Origin of the sequence: Streptomyces amakusaensis (assembly GCF_039532665.1) — a bacterium.
GTDB classification, from domain to species: Bacteria; Actinomycetota; Actinomycetes; order Streptomycetales; family Streptomycetaceae; genus Streptomyces; species Streptomyces amakusaensis.
In genome coordinates, this window is the sequence record NZ_BAAASB010000009.1 from 43978 (window position 1) to 59790 (window position 15813).

16 protein-coding genes are annotated in these 15813 nt (G+C 68.4%); 4 read left to right on the forward strand and 12 right to left on the reverse strand.

The genetic code is table 11. The features are described from left to right. Nucleotides 1–192: 192 nt before the first annotated feature. The 5 genes from ABD371_RS17490 to ABD371_RS17510 all read right to left on the reverse strand — a co-directional run bounded on the left by ABD371_RS17490 (nucleotide 193) and on the right by ABD371_RS17510 (nucleotide 4812). Nucleotides 193–1647 carry an amidase gene (locus tag ABD371_RS17490; RefSeq protein WP_344477912.1) on the reverse strand — a complete coding sequence of 485 codons (1455 nt, stop codon included), beginning with the start codon at nucleotides 1645–1647 and terminating at the stop codon, nucleotides 193–195. Continuing rightward, nucleotides 1644–2849 (reverse strand): MAB_1171c family putative transporter, encoded by a 1206-nt coding sequence (locus tag ABD371_RS17495; protein WP_344477914.1) that lies wholly within the window; start codon nucleotides 2847–2849, stop codon nucleotides 1644–1646. The genes ABD371_RS17490 and ABD371_RS17495 overlap by 4 nt, the downstream gene beginning before the upstream one ends. Nucleotides 2850–2854: 5 nt before the next feature. Next, on the reverse strand, nucleotides 2855–3406 hold the full coding sequence (locus ABD371_RS17500) for a hypothetical protein (protein WP_344477916.1): 552 nt from the start codon (nucleotides 3404–3406) through the stop codon (nucleotides 2855–2857). Between the two features lie 9 nt (nucleotides 3407–3415). Next, nucleotides 3416–3853 carry an XRE family transcriptional regulator gene (locus tag ABD371_RS17505; protein ID WP_190123782.1) on the reverse strand — a complete coding sequence of 146 codons (438 nt, stop codon included), beginning with the start codon at nucleotides 3851–3853 and terminating at the stop codon, nucleotides 3416–3418. 407 nt (nucleotides 3854–4260) lie between these two features. After that, nucleotides 4261–4812 (reverse strand): ATP-binding protein, encoded by a 552-nt coding sequence (locus tag ABD371_RS17510; protein WP_381733961.1) that lies wholly within the window; start codon nucleotides 4810–4812, stop codon nucleotides 4261–4263. A 207-nt stretch (nucleotides 4813–5019) separates the two neighbouring features. Here ABD371_RS17510 and ABD371_RS17515 point away from each other — a divergent pair, with 207 nt between their 5' ends. The 3 genes from ABD371_RS17515 (at nucleotide 5020) to ABD371_RS17525 (ending at nucleotide 7042) form a co-directional block, all read left to right on the forward strand. After that, nucleotides 5020–5868, forward strand: a complete 849-nt coding sequence (locus ABD371_RS17515; protein ID WP_344477920.1) for a helix-turn-helix domain-containing protein — start codon at nucleotides 5020–5022, stop codon at nucleotides 5866–5868. Beyond that, nucleotides 5868–6059, forward strand: a complete 192-nt coding sequence (locus ABD371_RS17520; protein WP_344477922.1) for a DUF397 domain-containing protein — start codon at nucleotides 5868–5870, stop codon at nucleotides 6057–6059. Before ABD371_RS17515 ends, ABD371_RS17520 begins: the two co-directional genes overlap by 1 nt. 101 nt (nucleotides 6060–6160) lie before the next feature. Further along, a complete protein-coding gene (locus ABD371_RS17525; protein ID WP_344477924.1) occupies nucleotides 6161–7042 on the forward strand; it encodes an NAD-dependent epimerase/dehydratase family protein in 882 nt (293 codons plus the stop codon). A 48-nt stretch (nucleotides 7043–7090) separates the two neighbouring features. On the opposite strand, the gene ABD371_RS17530 is transcribed toward ABD371_RS17525, so the two are convergent. From ABD371_RS17530 to ABD371_RS17540, 3 genes are read right to left on the reverse strand one after another with little or no spacing between them, the layout of a single operon-like run. Next, complete coding sequence (locus tag ABD371_RS17530; RefSeq protein ID WP_344477926.1) at nucleotides 7091–7273, reverse strand: hypothetical protein; 183 nt, start codon at nucleotides 7271–7273, stop codon at nucleotides 7091–7093. Then, entirely contained in the window at nucleotides 7270–7821 is a 552-nt protein-coding gene (locus tag ABD371_RS17535) for a hypothetical protein (RefSeq protein ID WP_344477928.1), read from the reverse strand. The genes ABD371_RS17530 and ABD371_RS17535 overlap by 4 nt, the downstream gene beginning before the upstream one ends. Before the next feature lie 59 nt (nucleotides 7822–7880). Beyond that, the gene (locus ABD371_RS17540; RefSeq protein ID WP_344477930.1) at nucleotides 7881–9710 is read right to left on the reverse strand and encodes a hypothetical protein; all 1830 of its coding nucleotides are present in this window, start codon (nucleotides 9708–9710) and stop codon (nucleotides 7881–7883) included. Between the two features lie 826 nt (nucleotides 9711–10536). On the opposite strand from ABD371_RS17540, the gene ABD371_RS17545 reads away from it, so the two are divergent. After that, nucleotides 10537–12372: a transglycosylase domain-containing protein gene (locus tag ABD371_RS17545; protein WP_344477931.1), complete on the forward strand. Its 1836-nt coding sequence runs from the start codon at nucleotides 10537–10539 to the stop codon at nucleotides 12370–12372. Here the strand turns inward: ABD371_RS17545 and ABD371_RS17550 are convergent. The 4 genes from ABD371_RS17550 to ABD371_RS17565 all read right to left on the reverse strand — a co-directional run bounded on the left by ABD371_RS17550 (nucleotide 12366) and on the right by ABD371_RS17565 (nucleotide 15584). Next, complete coding sequence (locus ABD371_RS17550) at nucleotides 12366–13103, reverse strand: ABC transporter ATP-binding protein (RefSeq protein WP_344477933.1); 738 nt, start codon at nucleotides 13101–13103, stop codon at nucleotides 12366–12368. The genes ABD371_RS17545 and ABD371_RS17550 overlap by 7 nt on opposite strands. Next, a complete protein-coding gene (locus tag ABD371_RS17555; RefSeq protein WP_344477935.1) occupies nucleotides 13100–13684 on the reverse strand; it encodes a hypothetical protein in 585 nt (194 codons plus the stop codon). The genes ABD371_RS17550 and ABD371_RS17555 overlap by 4 nt, the downstream gene beginning before the upstream one ends. Beyond that, nucleotides 13681–14955 (reverse strand): hypothetical protein, encoded by a 1275-nt coding sequence (locus tag ABD371_RS17560; RefSeq protein ID WP_344477937.1) that lies wholly within the window; start codon nucleotides 14953–14955, stop codon nucleotides 13681–13683. Before ABD371_RS17560 ends, ABD371_RS17555 begins: the two co-directional genes overlap by 4 nt. Before the next feature lie 188 nt (nucleotides 14956–15143). After that, nucleotides 15144–15584 (reverse strand): hypothetical protein, encoded by a 441-nt coding sequence (locus ABD371_RS17565; RefSeq protein ID WP_344477939.1) that lies wholly within the window; start codon nucleotides 15582–15584, stop codon nucleotides 15144–15146. Nucleotides 15585–15813 lie beyond the last annotated feature (229 nt).

A 15813-nucleotide genomic window follows, 5' to 3' on the forward strand; every position in this document is an offset into this window, starting at 1 on the left:
GCCCCTGCGCCGCCGCATACCGAGAAAGACCAGAGCGGCCACCCCCGCGACGAAACCGGCGGGCGGGAACAGGGTGCCCGCCCGCCGCCAGGCCGTACAGCCGGCCGCCGCCCGCCGCCACCGGAGCGATGATCCCGACCAGCGCCGCCCGCGCGTCCTCAGCCGCTTCAGGCATCGGCCCCGGCCGGGCCGTCAGTTCAGCGCCGCGTCCAGCAGTGCGGCGACGCGGGTGACGGTCCGGTCGTGGAGGTGGGGGCCGATGATCTGGATGCTCAGGGGGAGACCGTCGGAGGTGGTGCCGACGGGGAGGGTGGCGGCGGGGAGGCCGACGGGGCCGACGAGGTTGAGCCAGGTGGTCTGGTCCCAGTAGCCGCGGCGTTCGCCGTCGACGGTGATGTGGCGGTCGGGGAGAGGGAGGGAGGTCTGGTCCGGGACGGCGGCGGTGGGGGCGGAGGGGGTGATGAGGACGTCGAGGTCGGCGAAGTAGCCGGCCCATCGCTCGCGCAGTTGGCGGCGTTCCTCGTGGGCGAGCATCCAGTCGCGGTGACGCATGGTGCGGGCCCGGAGGAAGGCGGCCCCGGGGGAGCGGTCGTCGGGTGTCAGATGGGCGGCGGCGGCGGTCTCGGCGGCGAAGGCCTCGGGGGAGGCGCTCGCGGAGGAGCCGGCGTACATCAGGGACTGGAAGAGGCGGTCGGAGGAGGCCATGTCGGTGGGCCGGGTGGTGTCGTCGACGGGGGAGCCGAGGTCGTGGAGGGTCTTGGAGACGCGCTCCAGCAGGGCCCGGGTCTCGGCGTCGACACGGCAGTACGGGTCGTCGGCCCAGACGCCGACGCGGTACTCGCGCAGCCGCCGACGCCGGGGGGCGGGCAGCTTCAGCCGCCAGGCGGGGCTGTCCTCGGGGGACGGACCGGCGAGGGCGTCGAGCGCGAGATCGAGGTCGGCCGCGCTGCGAGCGAGGGGGCCGATCGCCAGCATGTCCGAGGTCGTGAGCCAGCCGGGCGGACGGGGGACGTGCCCCCGGGCCGGCACGATGCCCCGGCTGGTACGGAGGGAGTGGACGCCGCAGTAGTGCCCCGGCAGCCGCAGCGACCCCGCGAGGTCGCTGCCGATGGCCAGCGGACTCAGATACGAGGCCACCGCGGCGGCCGAGCCGCCCGAGGAACCGCCTGCCGTACGGGTCGGGTCGTGCGGATTGGGCGTGGTGCCGAAGAGCGGATTGCCGGTCTGGATGTCCTGGCACATCGGCGGGGTGTTGGTCTTGCCGAGGACGATCGCGCCGGCCGCGCGCAGCCGCGCCACGGCGTCGGCGTCCCGGTCGGGCACATGGTCGGCCAGCTCCGTCGACCCGCAGGCGGTGCGCAGCCCCTCGGTCTCCAGCGAGTCCTTGACGGTGACCGGCAGCCCGAGCAGCGCCCCGCCCGCCCGCTCGCCGTTCCGCTCGCCGTCCCCTCCGCGTTCCCGCGCGCGTCGCTCGTCCGCCGCCTCCGCCGCCGCCAGCGCTCTGTCGCCGTCGAGGGTGACCACCGCGTTGTACTCCGGGTGGGCGGCGATGCGTTCCAGATGCGCGGCGGTCAGCTCCCGGCTGGAGATCTCGCCCGTCTCCAGGGCTCTCAGTTGCTCGCCGGCGGAGAGGTGGGTCGGGTTCATGAGAGAACGGCCTCCTGTTCGGCGGGTGCGGTGGAGAAGTGGGCGGCGATGCGCAGCAGCGCGCGCAGATCGTCGTCCGGGGTACGCAGACTCTCACGGCTGTCCGCGTCGGCGTACTCGGTCGGGGTACGGGGGGTCCCGTCGCGGCGGTGGACGCCCAGCGCCGCGCGGAGCTGGTCCGCGGTGACGGCGGCGACCAGCTCCTCGCCGGTGAGACCGGCCGCGCGGTGGCGCTGTTCGGAGGCGTGACGCACCGACTCCTCCAGGCGGTGCCGCAGCGCCCATTGGGCGTCCCGGATCTCCACACCGCGCCGGTACAGATACCAGCCGGTGTTCCAGACGAGCGGGAGGGAGGCCGGACGGGCGGGCTGGAGCGCGATGGTGGGCACGGCCTTGCGCAGCGCGTCCCACAGCCGGGCCAGGCTCCGGTGGTCGCGGCGCGCGCGCCGCCAGGCCCGTGCCTGCGGGACGGCGTGCACGGCCAGGGTCGGGATGAAGAACCCGGTCAGGGCGAGTGTGGTGCCGCCGTCGGCGCAGAGCCAGGCGAAGCTCTCGGCCGCGGGCGGGGGCGGGGCGAGGTCGAACAGCGCGGCCCCGACCCCGGCGAGACGGACGGCGCTGTAGCCGAAGGTCAGCACCGCTCCGGCCGCGACGACGCGCAGCCCACGGGCGATCCACACCTGGTCCGTCCGGCGGGCGGCCTTCCAGCAGCCCACGGCGAGGACGGTTTCGCCGATCAGGTAGACGACGGCGTAGAGGGCGAGATACGCCTGATACGCGCCGGTGTGGATGTAGTTGGCGGTGAAGCCCTGCGGGGTCGTCCGGCCGGCGGGGGCGAGCTGGAAGAAGAGCACCGTCAGGGCCAGGACGACGAGCGCCCCGGCCGCCAGGGACACCCGGCTGTGCTTGCGGGCCCTCTCCGGCGGCAGTGCCCAGTGGGCGAGGACGACCGGCTGGAGGGCCAGCAGCGCCACCACGGAGCAGAACGCGACGAGGATGCCAGTGGAGGGGCGGCCGGTCAGATCGTCCAGCACTCTCCACACCGGTTCCATGGAGACGAGGAAGGAGACGGCGGAGAAGCCGTAGACACCGGCGAGCGCGGCGAGGGCCGGGTCCCGCCGCAGCTGTCTCGGCGGGCAGAGCAGAAGGAGGAAGCCGCTGACGGCCAGGGCGAGACACAGCGGATGGAGTAACTGCTGCACCGGCTCTACCTCTTCCCTCGGAGCGGGTTCCCTCTGAGCAAGGTCTCCGCCACCCGGCCGTGGCCCCCGGCGCTCCGGCCGGGGCCCCGGCCGTGGACATGGCGCTGGAGATAGGAGCCGATCAGCTCGGCCTCCCGCTCGTCCCGGTACTCGTAGCTGGTGCGTCCCAGCATCATCTTCACCACCGCCGGGTCGATGGTGGTCACGAGCCGGTCGGCCACCGGATTCTGCTCGGGCAGGGAGGCGGGCGGGAGCAGCGGCAGGCTTCCCTGGTGGTCGCGGAGGATGTGGGCCATCTCGTGCGCGAGGATGTGGTCCTGGTGCGCCCGGCTGGTTCCCTCGTCGACGAAGATGTAGTCGATGCCTTCCGTGGTCCTCAGCCACATGCCGCACAGCCCCTCCCGCCCGCCGTCCGAGGGGGCGGGCAGGAGCCGGATCGGGTACCCCGACAACTCCTCGACGACGGGGATCAGATCCCGGACGCTCTCCTCCGGCGGCAGGTCCAGGTCACGGACGAAGCGGCGACAGTCGCGCTGTAACCGGTCCGGCCGTCTCACGGGTCCTCCTCACAGCTCTTCGCCAGGGCTCTCGTCGTCGGCGAGGGCCGGTCTGCCCTCCCTCTCACGGATGTGGTCGATCGCGGCGAGGATCTCCTCCATGCTCTGGGGCGACAGCCCGGCGACCCGGGTGGCCACCCGCTGCACACCGCTCTCGCGCAACTGCCGGACGAACCGCAGCTCGGCACCGACCTTCTCCGCGACGTCGTCGTCGAAGAAGTACGTCACGGGGACGCCGAAGAACGAAGCCAGCGCCTCCAGATGCCGTCTCGTGGGATTGTCCCGCCGGCCGGTCCGCAGCTGCCACAAGTAGACATGGGAAAGGGAGGGGCCGCCGCGTTCGCGGAGCAGTGTGGCGACTTCCTGGTTCGTGTACGGACCACGACCTGGTGGATGAATCGTTTCGAAGAGCCTGTTCAGGCGCAGGTTGAACCCGTCTTCCGCCATGGCAGCCTCCCTTCTGCGATTGGCCTGGGCTTGACTCTGTAACAGCGGCCGTGCCAGATTAGCTGAGATTAAAGGGGCGATCCAGAGGGGCCAACTCCGGCTGCTCAGAGGGCGATTCGCCCGGTCCGTCCCCGTAGCCCACCGCCCTCGCGGCGACAGGCTTCATCACCGTACCGCCAAGGGCTTTCGCTGTGTCTGTGCGGGCACGGCGAATCGCCCGCTGAAAGACGGCATCCAGTCGATTCGGACCGGGATGGGCATCGCGCAGGGCTGATCGGGCCGCTGCGTAAAGCGCCACGGGTGAATTGTTAACGTAAAACCGAGCTAGGGGGAAATGATGTTCTCAGCCACCTTCTCAGCCATCGAGACGCCAGGCCGGGCGCTGCTCGACTCCACGCCCCGGGAGGTCAAGCGCCAGTGGGACCCGGGCTATACGAAGCGTGACGACCTTCTGTCCGTGCTCGCCGCCGGACGGCTCCATTTGTAACCCCCCGGACCTCCTGCTCCACTCCGCCCGCGTCCGGGTGGGGCCGATGGGCGCACTCCGCCCATACCGTCTTCCCCGGCCCCACCCGGTCACCCACACCCCACCGGTCGGCGAGCGCCTCGACCAGCACCATCCCGCGCCCCCGGTCCTCGTCCGGCCCGGGGGCGGCCCGCACCGGCAGCCCGGAATGCGCGTCCGACACCTCGATCCGGACGAACCCCTGCTCCTCGTCCGAGATCAGCCGCAGCATGAAGTCCCGCCCGGCCACCCGCCCGTGCAGCACCGCGTTCGAGGCCAGTTCCGCGACCACCAGCGCCACCCGGTCGGAGAACTCCGTCCCGAGCGGGTGCCCCCACTCGGTGAGCTGATGCACGGCGAGCAGCCGCGCCAGCCGGGCGCCGCGCCGCGTTGCGGAGAGCCGCTGGACAAAGGCGGGGGCAGGGATCAGTGCGGGGATGTGAGGGGAAGTCATGAGCGTAGATTTCCGCGCCGTCCTCCCTGGTGAACAGGGACGCCGCCGGTACAGAAATCGATGTCCCGGCGTACCGATACAGATCGGCCTGTACTGGTTGACTCACTGGACTGGGTGAGTCACTGCCCGTAACCATGTTGCCCGTCAGCGTTGTACCGGACAGAACAGTCGGGTACAGGTACGGGTACGAAAGGCAGGCAGGCTGCTATGGCGGCGGAAAATGGAGCCGGGACCGGGCGCGCCGGCGAACCGGAGTTGTCCGACAGCCTCAAGACCTTCGGCGCGGTACTCAAAGCACTACGGGACGAAGCCCATCTGACTCAGGAGCAGTTCGCCCCCCGGGTGAAGTACTCGGTGGCCTACATCGCCAAGATCGAGCAGGGCAAACGTTTCCCACCGAGTGACCTGATGGAGCGCTCGGCGGAGGTACTGGGCGCGTCGGCGGCGCGGGTGCTCGCGGCGGCGGCGGAGAGTCTGACGCGGAAGAAGGGGCTGGCGTCATGGTTCCAGCAGTGGGCGGGGATCGAGGAGGAGGCGATCGCTCTGTGCACATACGAGTGCAGTGTGATTCCCGGCCTGTTGCAGCCCGAGTCCTACATCCGGGCGCTCTTCGAGCGCCGTTTGCCGCCCCCGACACAGGAGCAGTTCGAGGAACGGGTGGCAGCCCGTCTGGACAGGCAGCGCCTGCTGACGGACCTCCCGAACACCAGTTTCAGCTTCATCATCGAGCAGGCCCTGCTGGAGCGTGGAGTGGGCGGACCCGAGGTGACCAGGGACCTGCTGGACAACCTGCTGGCCAAGGGCCGTCTCCGCAATGTGGAGATCCAGATCATGCCCCTGCACCAGGAGGACCACTCCGGTTTTGAAGGGCCTATGTACCTCGCCGAGACGGAGGAGAACCGCTGGATCGGCTACATCGAAGCTCATGGCAACAGCATCTTGATCACCGACCCCAAAGCTGTCAGCGCCATGCAGCAGCGCTATGGCAAGATGCGCGCACAGGCTCTCAGCCATCAGGCCACCACGAGCCTGCTGGAGCAGATGCGAGGAGCATGATGAGCACCACGGAACTGACCTGGTTCAAGAGCAGCTACAGCGATGGCGGTGGCGGCAACTGCGTCGAGGTCGCCGTGAGTGCCGATGCCGTCCTGGTCCGGGACTCGAAGGACACCTCCCTGCCCCCGTTCACCGTGTCCCCGGCCGCGTGGTCCGTCTTCACCTCGCTCGCGGCCGGCTCGCGCCACTGAGCAGGGCGGCTCGCGCCGGATCTCATGCCGCTTGACGTCCCGTCGACCGCGTTCAGCTGTTCCATCTCAGGAGACCGGTTCCACGCCGTACAGTCGAACGCGTGCACTCAGCGACGAGAAGGGCCCCCGCTGGGCGGGTTACGGTCACCGGAAGTTCGGGGCAGGTCGGAGCGGCCCTGGCCGAGGCGCTGGACGCGGCCGGCTGGGCGGTCCGCGGCGTGGACCGGATTCCCGGCCGCTGGACGAGTGTGGTCGGGGACCTGCGCGACCGGCCGGTGCGACGGGCCGCGTCGCGGTCGGCCGATGTCCTGGTCCATGCGGCGGCGCTGCACGCCCCCCATGTCGGTCGCCTGCCCGATGAAGAGTTCCGGGCCGTGAACGTCGATGCGACCGCGGGCCTGCTCGACGACGCCGACCGCCTCGGCGCCCGGCGGGTCCTCTACATCAGCAGCACGAGTGTCTACGGACACGCCCTGGAGCCCACCGACCGTGCCGTCTGGGTGGACGAGCGGCTCACCCCGCTCCCCAGGGACATCTACGACGAGACCAAACTGGCCGCGGAGGAGCTGGTCGCCGACTGCGCCGTTCCCTCGGTCACGCTGCGCATATCGCGATGCTTTCCGGAGCCGCCGCCGGTGCGGGCCCGCCACCTTCTTCACCGGGCGGTCGACGTCGCCGACGTGGCGGCGGCGGGGGTTCTGGCCGTGGCACACCCCACCGTTACCGGCAGGTTCAACATCTCCGGGCCCCACCCGTTCCACCGCGAGGACTGTCCTGCCCTGTCCCGCGACGCGGGCGCGGTCCTCGCCGAACGGGCTCCGGACGTCGTCCGGGCATTCCGCGACCGGGGCTGGCCGGTGCCCGACCGCCTGGACCGGGTGTACGACTCGACCGCCGCGGCGAACGCGTTCGGTTACCGACCTGTTCACGGAGTCCGGCAACTACTGCGACGCGATACCGCGGGTGGTTCCGGGCCCGAGTGATCGGACGGCTCAGCTCGGGTGGAAGGTGTCGGTGTCCCGGAGGGGCGCTCATGACCAGAGGTGCTGTGCTGTGAGCACCATGCCCCCGATGGTCACGGTTCCCAGGACCACCGCCGCCAGCGCGATGGCCGCCGCGCGCAGCCTCCGCTCCAGTACACCGGCGCGGTCACGGTGGATCTCCTGAGACCGGACGGGGTCCCATTGCTGGTTCTCCGCGTCCCACTTGGTCATGCCAGCATTCCCATGATGGTCTCGGCGGCCACTCCGGCCGCCGTCTGACCTGCCACGGCCGCGGCGGCGACGCCTGAGAGGGAAGCGATTCTCCGCAGCCTCCCCTGCTCCACCCTGCCGTCTGTCCGGACCTCCTGTTCGGCCAGAGCGGCTTCCTCCCGCAGTTCGCCCGTCTCGCCGCGCAGCAGCGCCAGCGCCTCCATCAGTTGAGGGGTCGCCTCGATGAACTGCTCCGACCGGTCGGTGGCTCGTGCGCCGGGGCCCGAGGCCGCCGCCCCACCGGTCATCAGGCCGATGGAGATGCCACCGGGGAGCGGTGCCACCACCGCGGGGGACTGCGTACGGGTGTCGCGTGTGCCGAGTGTTCTCCCGCTGTCCTCGGCGGTCGCCTGCCTCCCCGCCGCCACGGCTCCTCCCGCGAACTCGCCGATGACGATGCCTCCCGGCGGCTCGGCGCCGGCCGTGTCCGTGCCGACCGGATTCGCGCCGGTCCCGGGGTCCTGGCCTCCGCCGTCCCTCTCGTCCTGCCCGCTCGTCTCCCCGCTCATCGCGAACTCCTTTCCGTCCTTCGTTCCGGTCGTGAGCCGGACTGTCCTTTGAGGTCCTGTCACCGGTTGCTCCGGAAGGCCGCCTTCACCCCACGCCCCGAGCGGAGGGAGCTGCTGCCGGCGCCCATGGCGCGAGTGCCCCGGGCACGGGCACCCGACCCGGACGCCACCGCACCCCCCTGCATGGACGTGATGTAGATGCCTCCATTACTCACCTGGACAACCTGCTGCTCCAGCTGCCCCGTTCGATATCCCTTCGCTTTCATGGTCCGGAGCACCCCGGTGGCGACACGGTCCTGAATCGTCTTGAGAGTGCGGTTGGCATCCAAATCCCGCAACAGCGATTCCTGCTGCGACGCGGCGATTTCGCGCACGGATGTCACGGCTCCCTCGGAGGGGACCACCGCCCGGGTGCCCCCATGCTTCAGCCTCAGCCTCATCGTGGTGGCCGCGCGGGCCGCCGAGGCCAGGACGGAGAGAACCGCCGGTACTCCCGCCGCCGGAGCGACGAGAAGGGCACGGCCCACCGACAGCGCAGGGAAATCGCGGCCCTCCCCGACCAGGTCGTCGACTCGGCCGAAATGCGGCTTCAGCGGGCCCAGCACATGCGGGACGAATTCCACGGCCAGCGTCTCGCCCTCTGTCTGCACCCCGACCAGGACGGAGACCATCTGGAGTTCCGAGGAGCCGACCCGGATCCGCAGGAAATGCCGCCTGGCCTCGCCTCCCTCCCCGATCGATTCGCTCAGCTGCTTGGCCGCCGCGTCCTCCCCGTGATCGACTTCATCCCGCGGCGGCCCCGCCGGAAGGTAGACCACCTCATCGATCTCCATGTCTCTGATGCGACTCCGGCTCGCCGGGGATGCCGAGGACACCGGGCTCCGTGTGAGAGCGTCCAGCTCGCGTTTCACGCTGTCCAGCACCTCGGCGGTGGTGAGAGGCAAGGGCTCGGCACCCGGCTCGGGGTCGAGTCCGATCACCATCGACCAGGGCTCCATGGCCTGGCCCAGCCCGGCGAACGGGCTGTCCGGGTCGTACAGGATGATGCTCGAACGCTGTTCCCGGTCGATGGACCGGCCGATCCTCCGCAGCCAGGCGGGCCCGCTGATCTCCTCCCGGGGCCGCGTCGGGAAGACCGTCCGGCCGAGCTGTTCGCAGACCACCCTCTCGACAGCGCGGCGATGCGCCCACACGGGGATGGAGAGCAACAGCGGGAACACCACCGCCGCCCAGTGCGCGGAGTTGTTCCAGACGGCGGCGAGCGCCGACACCCAGTACGCATACAGCAGGCCGACGGGCCCGATGAACCGCAGGGTGAACGTGCCCCGGGGCGTGAATGTCAGGAACTTCCTGGAGTACATGCCGCTGCCGTGGCCGGCCATGCTGTTGATCAGCCACAGCAGCAGACTCAGGACGGCGTAGCTCAGCACCCATGCAAAGGAACCGGGCTCGGAGACGGGTGGGCCGATGGGAATAAAGGGGGGGTCCAGGAAGAACGTCACGATGCCGGGAAGGTGGAGACTCTCCTGAGTGAGGCGCACACCGTATGCCTCGGACAGGCTCCACTCGGCCATCCGGCCGAAATCGCTTTCCGCCGTCTCCACCAGCAGGAAGAGCCCCCAGAGCAGAACGATCCAACGCCCCGTCCGGTACTCCAGTCTGCTCGCGCGCAATGCGTGTGCCAGCACCGCGGTCGCGTCGACGCCACCCGACGGGGCCACCGATCTCTCACCGCGCTCGACCAGTTCCTTCACGACGCCGCGCTGGAAGGCGCGGTCGAGGTAGACGCCCCCGCAGAGCAGCCGGGTGGCTTCCGAGGAGGAGCGCGAGCTGTCGGCCGGAGCCGGTGGCGCCGCACCGGACGGGGTGGGCTGCGAGGGAAGCCTCACGGTTCATCGATCCCTTGCCACTGCGGCAGGCCACACGGAAGAGGCACCTGGTCCTCTTCCGCGGAGATCCGGTAACGCTGTGTTCCGGGATCCGGGTGCAACACGCGCGTCGGCGTGCCGTGCCCGACCGGCGGGGTCGGGCACGGCACGGAGAAACACCGTGCCGGGTCGGTGGGCGGAAGCGTTCACCACACCATGGTGCCCCCGCGGCCCCCGGGCCGGGGGGAGAACCGCGGGATCGGCCCCGTGCGGGGACGGCGGTACGGGATGAGGAGGGGTATGAGTGATCGCGAGGGGAGAGCGGAACGTCCCGCGCGCACGAGCCACCCGTCGCCGGTCGTCGCCGACGACAGTCAACGGCACACCCGGACCAATGATCAGATGATTCGAATAAAACGGCCCGGGAGCCCGACGCCCCGATCCGTGCGGACGAGAAAGCGGAGGAGTAGCCGGTCTGCCGGGAATGCCGCCTCCTGTCCGACTTGCGGAAGCGGAATCAACTCCTCAGCGCCTGTGGAGATTTTGTGAATGACTCAACCGCAGCCATAGTCTGAACATCATTCCGGCCGAGCCCATCACCGCGTCGTAGCGACGGCTCGTGATCGAGGAGAGGTCCGCGTACCGCATGAGGCTGACCCGTAATCGCCGCACGAACCGCAGGAAGCGCGCGAGGCGTACCACCGGAGGTCCGGAACGGACGGAGGGCTCGAAGCACGGGCGGCATTCCTCGGGCAGGGCGAGGAGCCATCGGAGGAGGGCTGTTCGGACGGCCCGGCGGCTCCGTATCGACTATCCCAGGCGGGGCCGGCGGGGCTGGCGGCGCTGGATGCCCTCGTGGAAGCTGGTCTGCGGGCTGTTCCTGCTTTTCTTCGGCAGCCTTGTGGGTCTTTTCACGGCGATCTACATACAGGTGGAGATCCCGAACCCGCACGACTCCGCGCGCAGGCAGGCGACCGTCTACTACTGGGCGGACGGGAGCCGGATGGTGAGCGTGGGCGATGTGAACCGGCAGGATGTCAGGCTCTCCCAGGTTCCCCGGTCGGTGCAGCGTGCCGTCATCGCGGCGGAGAACGCGGACTTCTACAGCGACTCGGGCGTCTCGGTGACGGGCATCGGCCGGGCGGCCGTCAATATCGTCAAGGGCAAGGAGACCCAGGGCGGTTCTACGATCACGCAGCAATATGTGAAGAACACCTATCTGAGCCAGGACCAGACCGTCCAGCGCAAGGTCAAGGAACTCTTCCTCTCGCTGAAGGTCAGCAATCAGCGGCCCAAGACGGAGGTCCTGGAGGGGTATCTCAACACCTCGTGGTTCGGCCGGGACGCGTACGGCATCCAGGCCGCCTCGTACGCCTACTACGGCATACCCGCGAAGGAGCTGGACCCCGCGCAGGCCGCTCTGCTGGCCACCGTCCTCAAGGGTGCGGAGAGCTTCGACCCCTCGCTGAGCGCCGCCAATCACGAGCGGGCCGAGGACCGCTGGAGCTGGGTGCTGGACCGGCAGGTCGAGACGGGCGCGATGAGCGCGGAGGAACGCGCGAAGTACACGAAGTTCCCCGAGCCGAAACCGCCCGTCAAGCCGACCAGTCAGGCCGGGCAGATCGGCTATCTCGTCGACCTCGCCAACAAGTACGTCAGGGGCCGGAGCGGGCTCACCGGCAAGGATCTCGCCGGCGGCGGGTACCGCATCCACACCACCTTCGACAAGGCCAAGGTGTTCGCGCTGACCAAGGCGGTCGAGAAGGTGCGCGGGGAGAACCTGGACCCGAAGGAGCGCGCGGACGACCGTCATGTGCAGGTCGGCGCGGCCTCGGTGCGCCCCGAGGACGGAGCGATCGTCGCGGTGTACGGAGGCTCCGACGCGATCGAGCACTTCAGCAACAACGCGGACACCTCGGGCGTCCCGGCGGCCTCGGCGTTCAAACCCTTCGTCTACGCGGCCGCTCTGGAGCAGGGGATCGCCGAGGGGGAGCGCTCCGGCGGGGGCACCGGCCCGGTCCCGCTGACGCCCGGCCAGGAGGGAGCGCCGTCGATGCTCATGGACCTTCACTCCTCCCTGGTCGAATCGGACCACACCGCGTTCGTGGAGACGGGCAAGAAGGTCGGGCTGAAGGAGGTCAAGAGGATCGCGGTCGCGTCGGGACTGCGCGAGGAGAGCATGGCCAAGCTGGAGCCGACCTTCTCGATCGGCACCTCCACCCCCAGTGCCGTCCGGCTGGCCAGCGCCTATACGACCTTCATCAACGAGGGCCGGGCCACCGAGCCCTACTCGGTGACCAAGGTCGAGCACGACGGCGGCGCGGTCGAAGGCTTCGAAGCGCCCCAGAAGCGGCGGGCGATGAGCTCCGAGACCGCCTCGATCGTCGGCTCGGCGCTCCGCCAGGTGGGCTGGACCACCGTCGGAGCGTCGAAGGATCCGGAGGGCCTGAGGCACTATTTCCCGCCCTGGGCCGGCAAGACGGGCCCGAACGATCGTATGAAATCAGCCTGGTTCATCGGTATGAACGAGGAACTGAGCACCTCGATCGCGATGTTCCGCACCAAGCCCGATGTGCCGCACCTTCTGCCCATGCAGGGGGTCGGCGGCGAGGACTCCGAGCGGGGCAGCGCCTTCCCGCCGCTGATCTGGGCGGCCTACGAGCGGGAGATCGACGGTCAGTGACGGGTCGTGAGCGCGGTATAGGCGGACTCGGCGCGTCGCCCCTCCGGTGTTCCCGACACGGCATGGCTCAGAAAGTCCTGTGTCGTGCCGTCGTGGCGGACCTGTCCTTCGAGGAGCACCGTGACGTGGTGGGCGTCGTCCGCGAGATCGGCCACATCATGGGTGGACATGAGGATCTGGATGCCCTTTCTGTCGACAATATTCGTCAGGATGGTGCGGAAGGTGCGACGCTGGGTGGGGTCCATTCCGGCGGTGGGCTCGTCCAGCAGCAGGACACGGCATTCGTGGACGAGCGCGGACGCCACCCCGAGGCGTCGGAGCTGGCCCCCTGAGAGCGTGTTCGCCTTCGAGTCCGCCTTCTCCGCCAGATCCACCATGCCGAGAGATTTCTTGGCGTGCTCCCAGGCGTCGGACCGGTTCATCCCCTTGAGCCAGCCCGCATAGGCGACTTGCTCGCGACTGGTGAGGCCGGCCATGGCCGTGATGCTCTGAGGCATCCAGGCGACATGCTTTCGGTATTCCCGACTGCGTGAACCGACTCCGTTGACACTGATTCTTCCCGACTGCGGTCTGATGACCGAGGCGGCCAGCTTGAGGACGGTCGACTTTCCCGCGCCATTGGGTCCCAGGAGAATCGTCACCCCGTCGGGCGTCCGGTAGGAGAGATCGTTGAGAACGGGCCGCAGCTTGCGCCCGTAACGGTAGGTGCAGCCGGTGAAGGCGATACTCATAGCGGAATCCTCGTGCGATGGGTGAGGGCGATTCCCAGTCCAAGGGAAGCCACGGCCGCGACAGCGGCATGGAGTGTGTCGATGGGGAGTGCTGTGACGGCCCAGTCGTGGTACTTGGTTCCGGTCTCACGCCCGGCCAGGACGACAGCGAAGATCCAGGCCAGCGGGAGAATGACGCCCGAACGCCCGATGAAGAACCGGGCCACCAGCATCAAGCCGGTGAGGAAGCAGACATCGCGCCCCGCTTGCATCGCGTTCTCGGAGTCGGTTGTCCAGCCGCCGATCAGGGTCGCGACCGTCACTGTCCCCAGGGTGGACAGGATCAATGCGCTGTCCAGTGAGCGTATGGACCGGATTCCGGATTCCTCGGCTTCGGGCAGCCGGTTTTCGAGCGTCTGGGCGATGGCTCCGACCACGATGACCGGAGTGAACAGGGACAGAGCGGTCATGTTTCCGCCGGAGAGGCTCAGGGCGGGGAGGACCAGCGACATGTCTTGAAGGAGGACGGTGAGAAGAACGAAAGCCCCGACGCCGTATGTGAGCGTCGGGTGGATTCGGCGAGCCTTGAGCCACCACGTCACGGGCGTCCCTCACATGCCTTCTCCGCCGTCTCCCTGTACCAGCTCTTCTGTCCTGCGGCAGAGAGACCGGACACTTTTTTCACTTCGCCCATGATGGCCGAGTGCTTCTCGCGAGTGTAATAAGGGTCTCCGGTCGAGACGGACTCGAACGTCGGAGTCTGATTCACCTTGAGGTCCAGCCAGAAGCGGATCTTTCGCGATTCTTCCGTCGTCGGGATACGGCAGGCCGGGCGGGCCGAATCCTTGATGATGTACTTCTCGATCGAACCTTCCCGCTGCGCTGTGGAGAGCGGTAGATACCGAGTGGCCGCTGTGGGTTTCTGAGTGAATCGCCCGAAAAGCATGGTGTCGTGGACGGCCTCCGGCGGAGCATCAATGATGCCGTAGGACATCAACATCCTGTAGGTCTCGTCGGCTGCCCTCTTCGCCTGGTCCACCCGCTGGGCACCCTCGGGCATACAGATGCGCGGACCCTCTCCCACGCACTTCCTGTCGATGGAGACACTCACCGGCGGGTTGGAGCCCCAGTCCTTGACGATCAGGTACGACGAAGCGGTGCAGAGCGCCACCACGGAGGCCCCGACGGCCAGTCGTGCGACGGTGGACAGGCCGGTCCAGAACGCGGCCGCGGCCACCGCCAGCGAGGTGGTGGGCAGGATCTGCGCCAGCATCGAGAGCAAGGTCGCACTCTCCCCGAAGCCCAGGGCCGCCGAGTACTCTCCCGCCAGATGGCGGAGCCACGTGGTCTCCACCGCATGCGAGAACGCCACGGCCACGAAGGTCAGACAGAGAAGAACCGGTGCGGCGACGAGGGGTTTGACCTTCTGCCCGACGGTGAAGCCGATGAGTGCATGTGCCACGGTGAGGGCCATCCCCAGGAGCAGGGGAAGGAGGCTCCGGACGGTGGGCACCGCGGGGGTCTGGACGAAGGCCATCACCACCGGAGTGAGAAGCATCAGCCAGCCCAGTGCGGCGATGGGCACAAGGGCCGCCGCGATGATCTGCCAGGTCTTACGGTACGGTGCCGACTCCCATACTCTCGCTTCCTTGAGGCGTGCGCCCTGCCATGCGGCCGTGGCCGACACCACGGCGTAAGCGAACGCGTACATCGATTCAATGGGGCGCTGGACCAGAACCGAAGCATCGGGGTACATGCTGAAGAAGTCGATTTGGCTGTGGGTGTTCTCGGTGTAGTAGAGAACGACAAAGCCAAGGGCTAAGGGGAGCGCCGGCAGGGCGCTGGACGTTCTTATGCGTGTGCGAATTCTCAAAGATCGCTCCATGTGAAACGGAGAGTCGGTGGCCGGAGCATAACTTCCGGGTGCCGACTCTCCGTTCGGACTCACTCTCCAGAGGTGCCGATCAAGCCAGCGTCAAGGCAACTTGGCGAGTTCTCGCTTGGGTGTGGTACTGGTGTGCCTCTGTGTCCGATTTGGCGACCGAGGGTTCCTTCGGGTCGCTAGTCTGCCTTGGACGTGTCGACCTTGACTTCGCTGACGAACAGCAGGCAGCACGAACCGCCGTTGCCGACCTTGTCCGCCTCGAAGTACAGGGTGTTCGGTCCGGCCGGGACGTCCGTCCACTCGCCATTGCTCCAGGACGTGTTGCCGTTGAAGCAATTGGTGAAGGTCTTGGTGTCGAGTTTCTTGTCGGGCGCGAGGGCGATGTGGGACCACATGATGAGGCTGACCTTCTGCGCCGAACTGCCCGCGTTCTGCGCGTAGCAGTCACGGAACTGAACCTGACTGTAGGTTCCATTGTCGGACCAGCGGCGGGACTCCTGGCCATCGGTCCAACTGTCGATGTGGCTGGACCAGTTGGCCGACGCCTGCGGGGCGCCGATGAATACGAGAGCGCTTGCCGCCGAAGCGGCGACGCCGATCTTCTTGAAGCGAGACATCCTTTTCACTTTTCCCCCAACTGCATCTCTTTGTCGAGCAATTGATGAGGCCGAGCCTAAAGTCCGCCCCGGGGCGCGAGCAACGAATATGCGCCTCGCAATCGGATGATCAAGGGTGCTTTCTTGTTCGGTGGGGTATATGCCGCGATACGTGTCAGAAGTTTGGTTATGGGTGACTCCATGTCCGACCCGATGTCCCTGACTTGCGGATATGCCTCGGTGTCGGAAG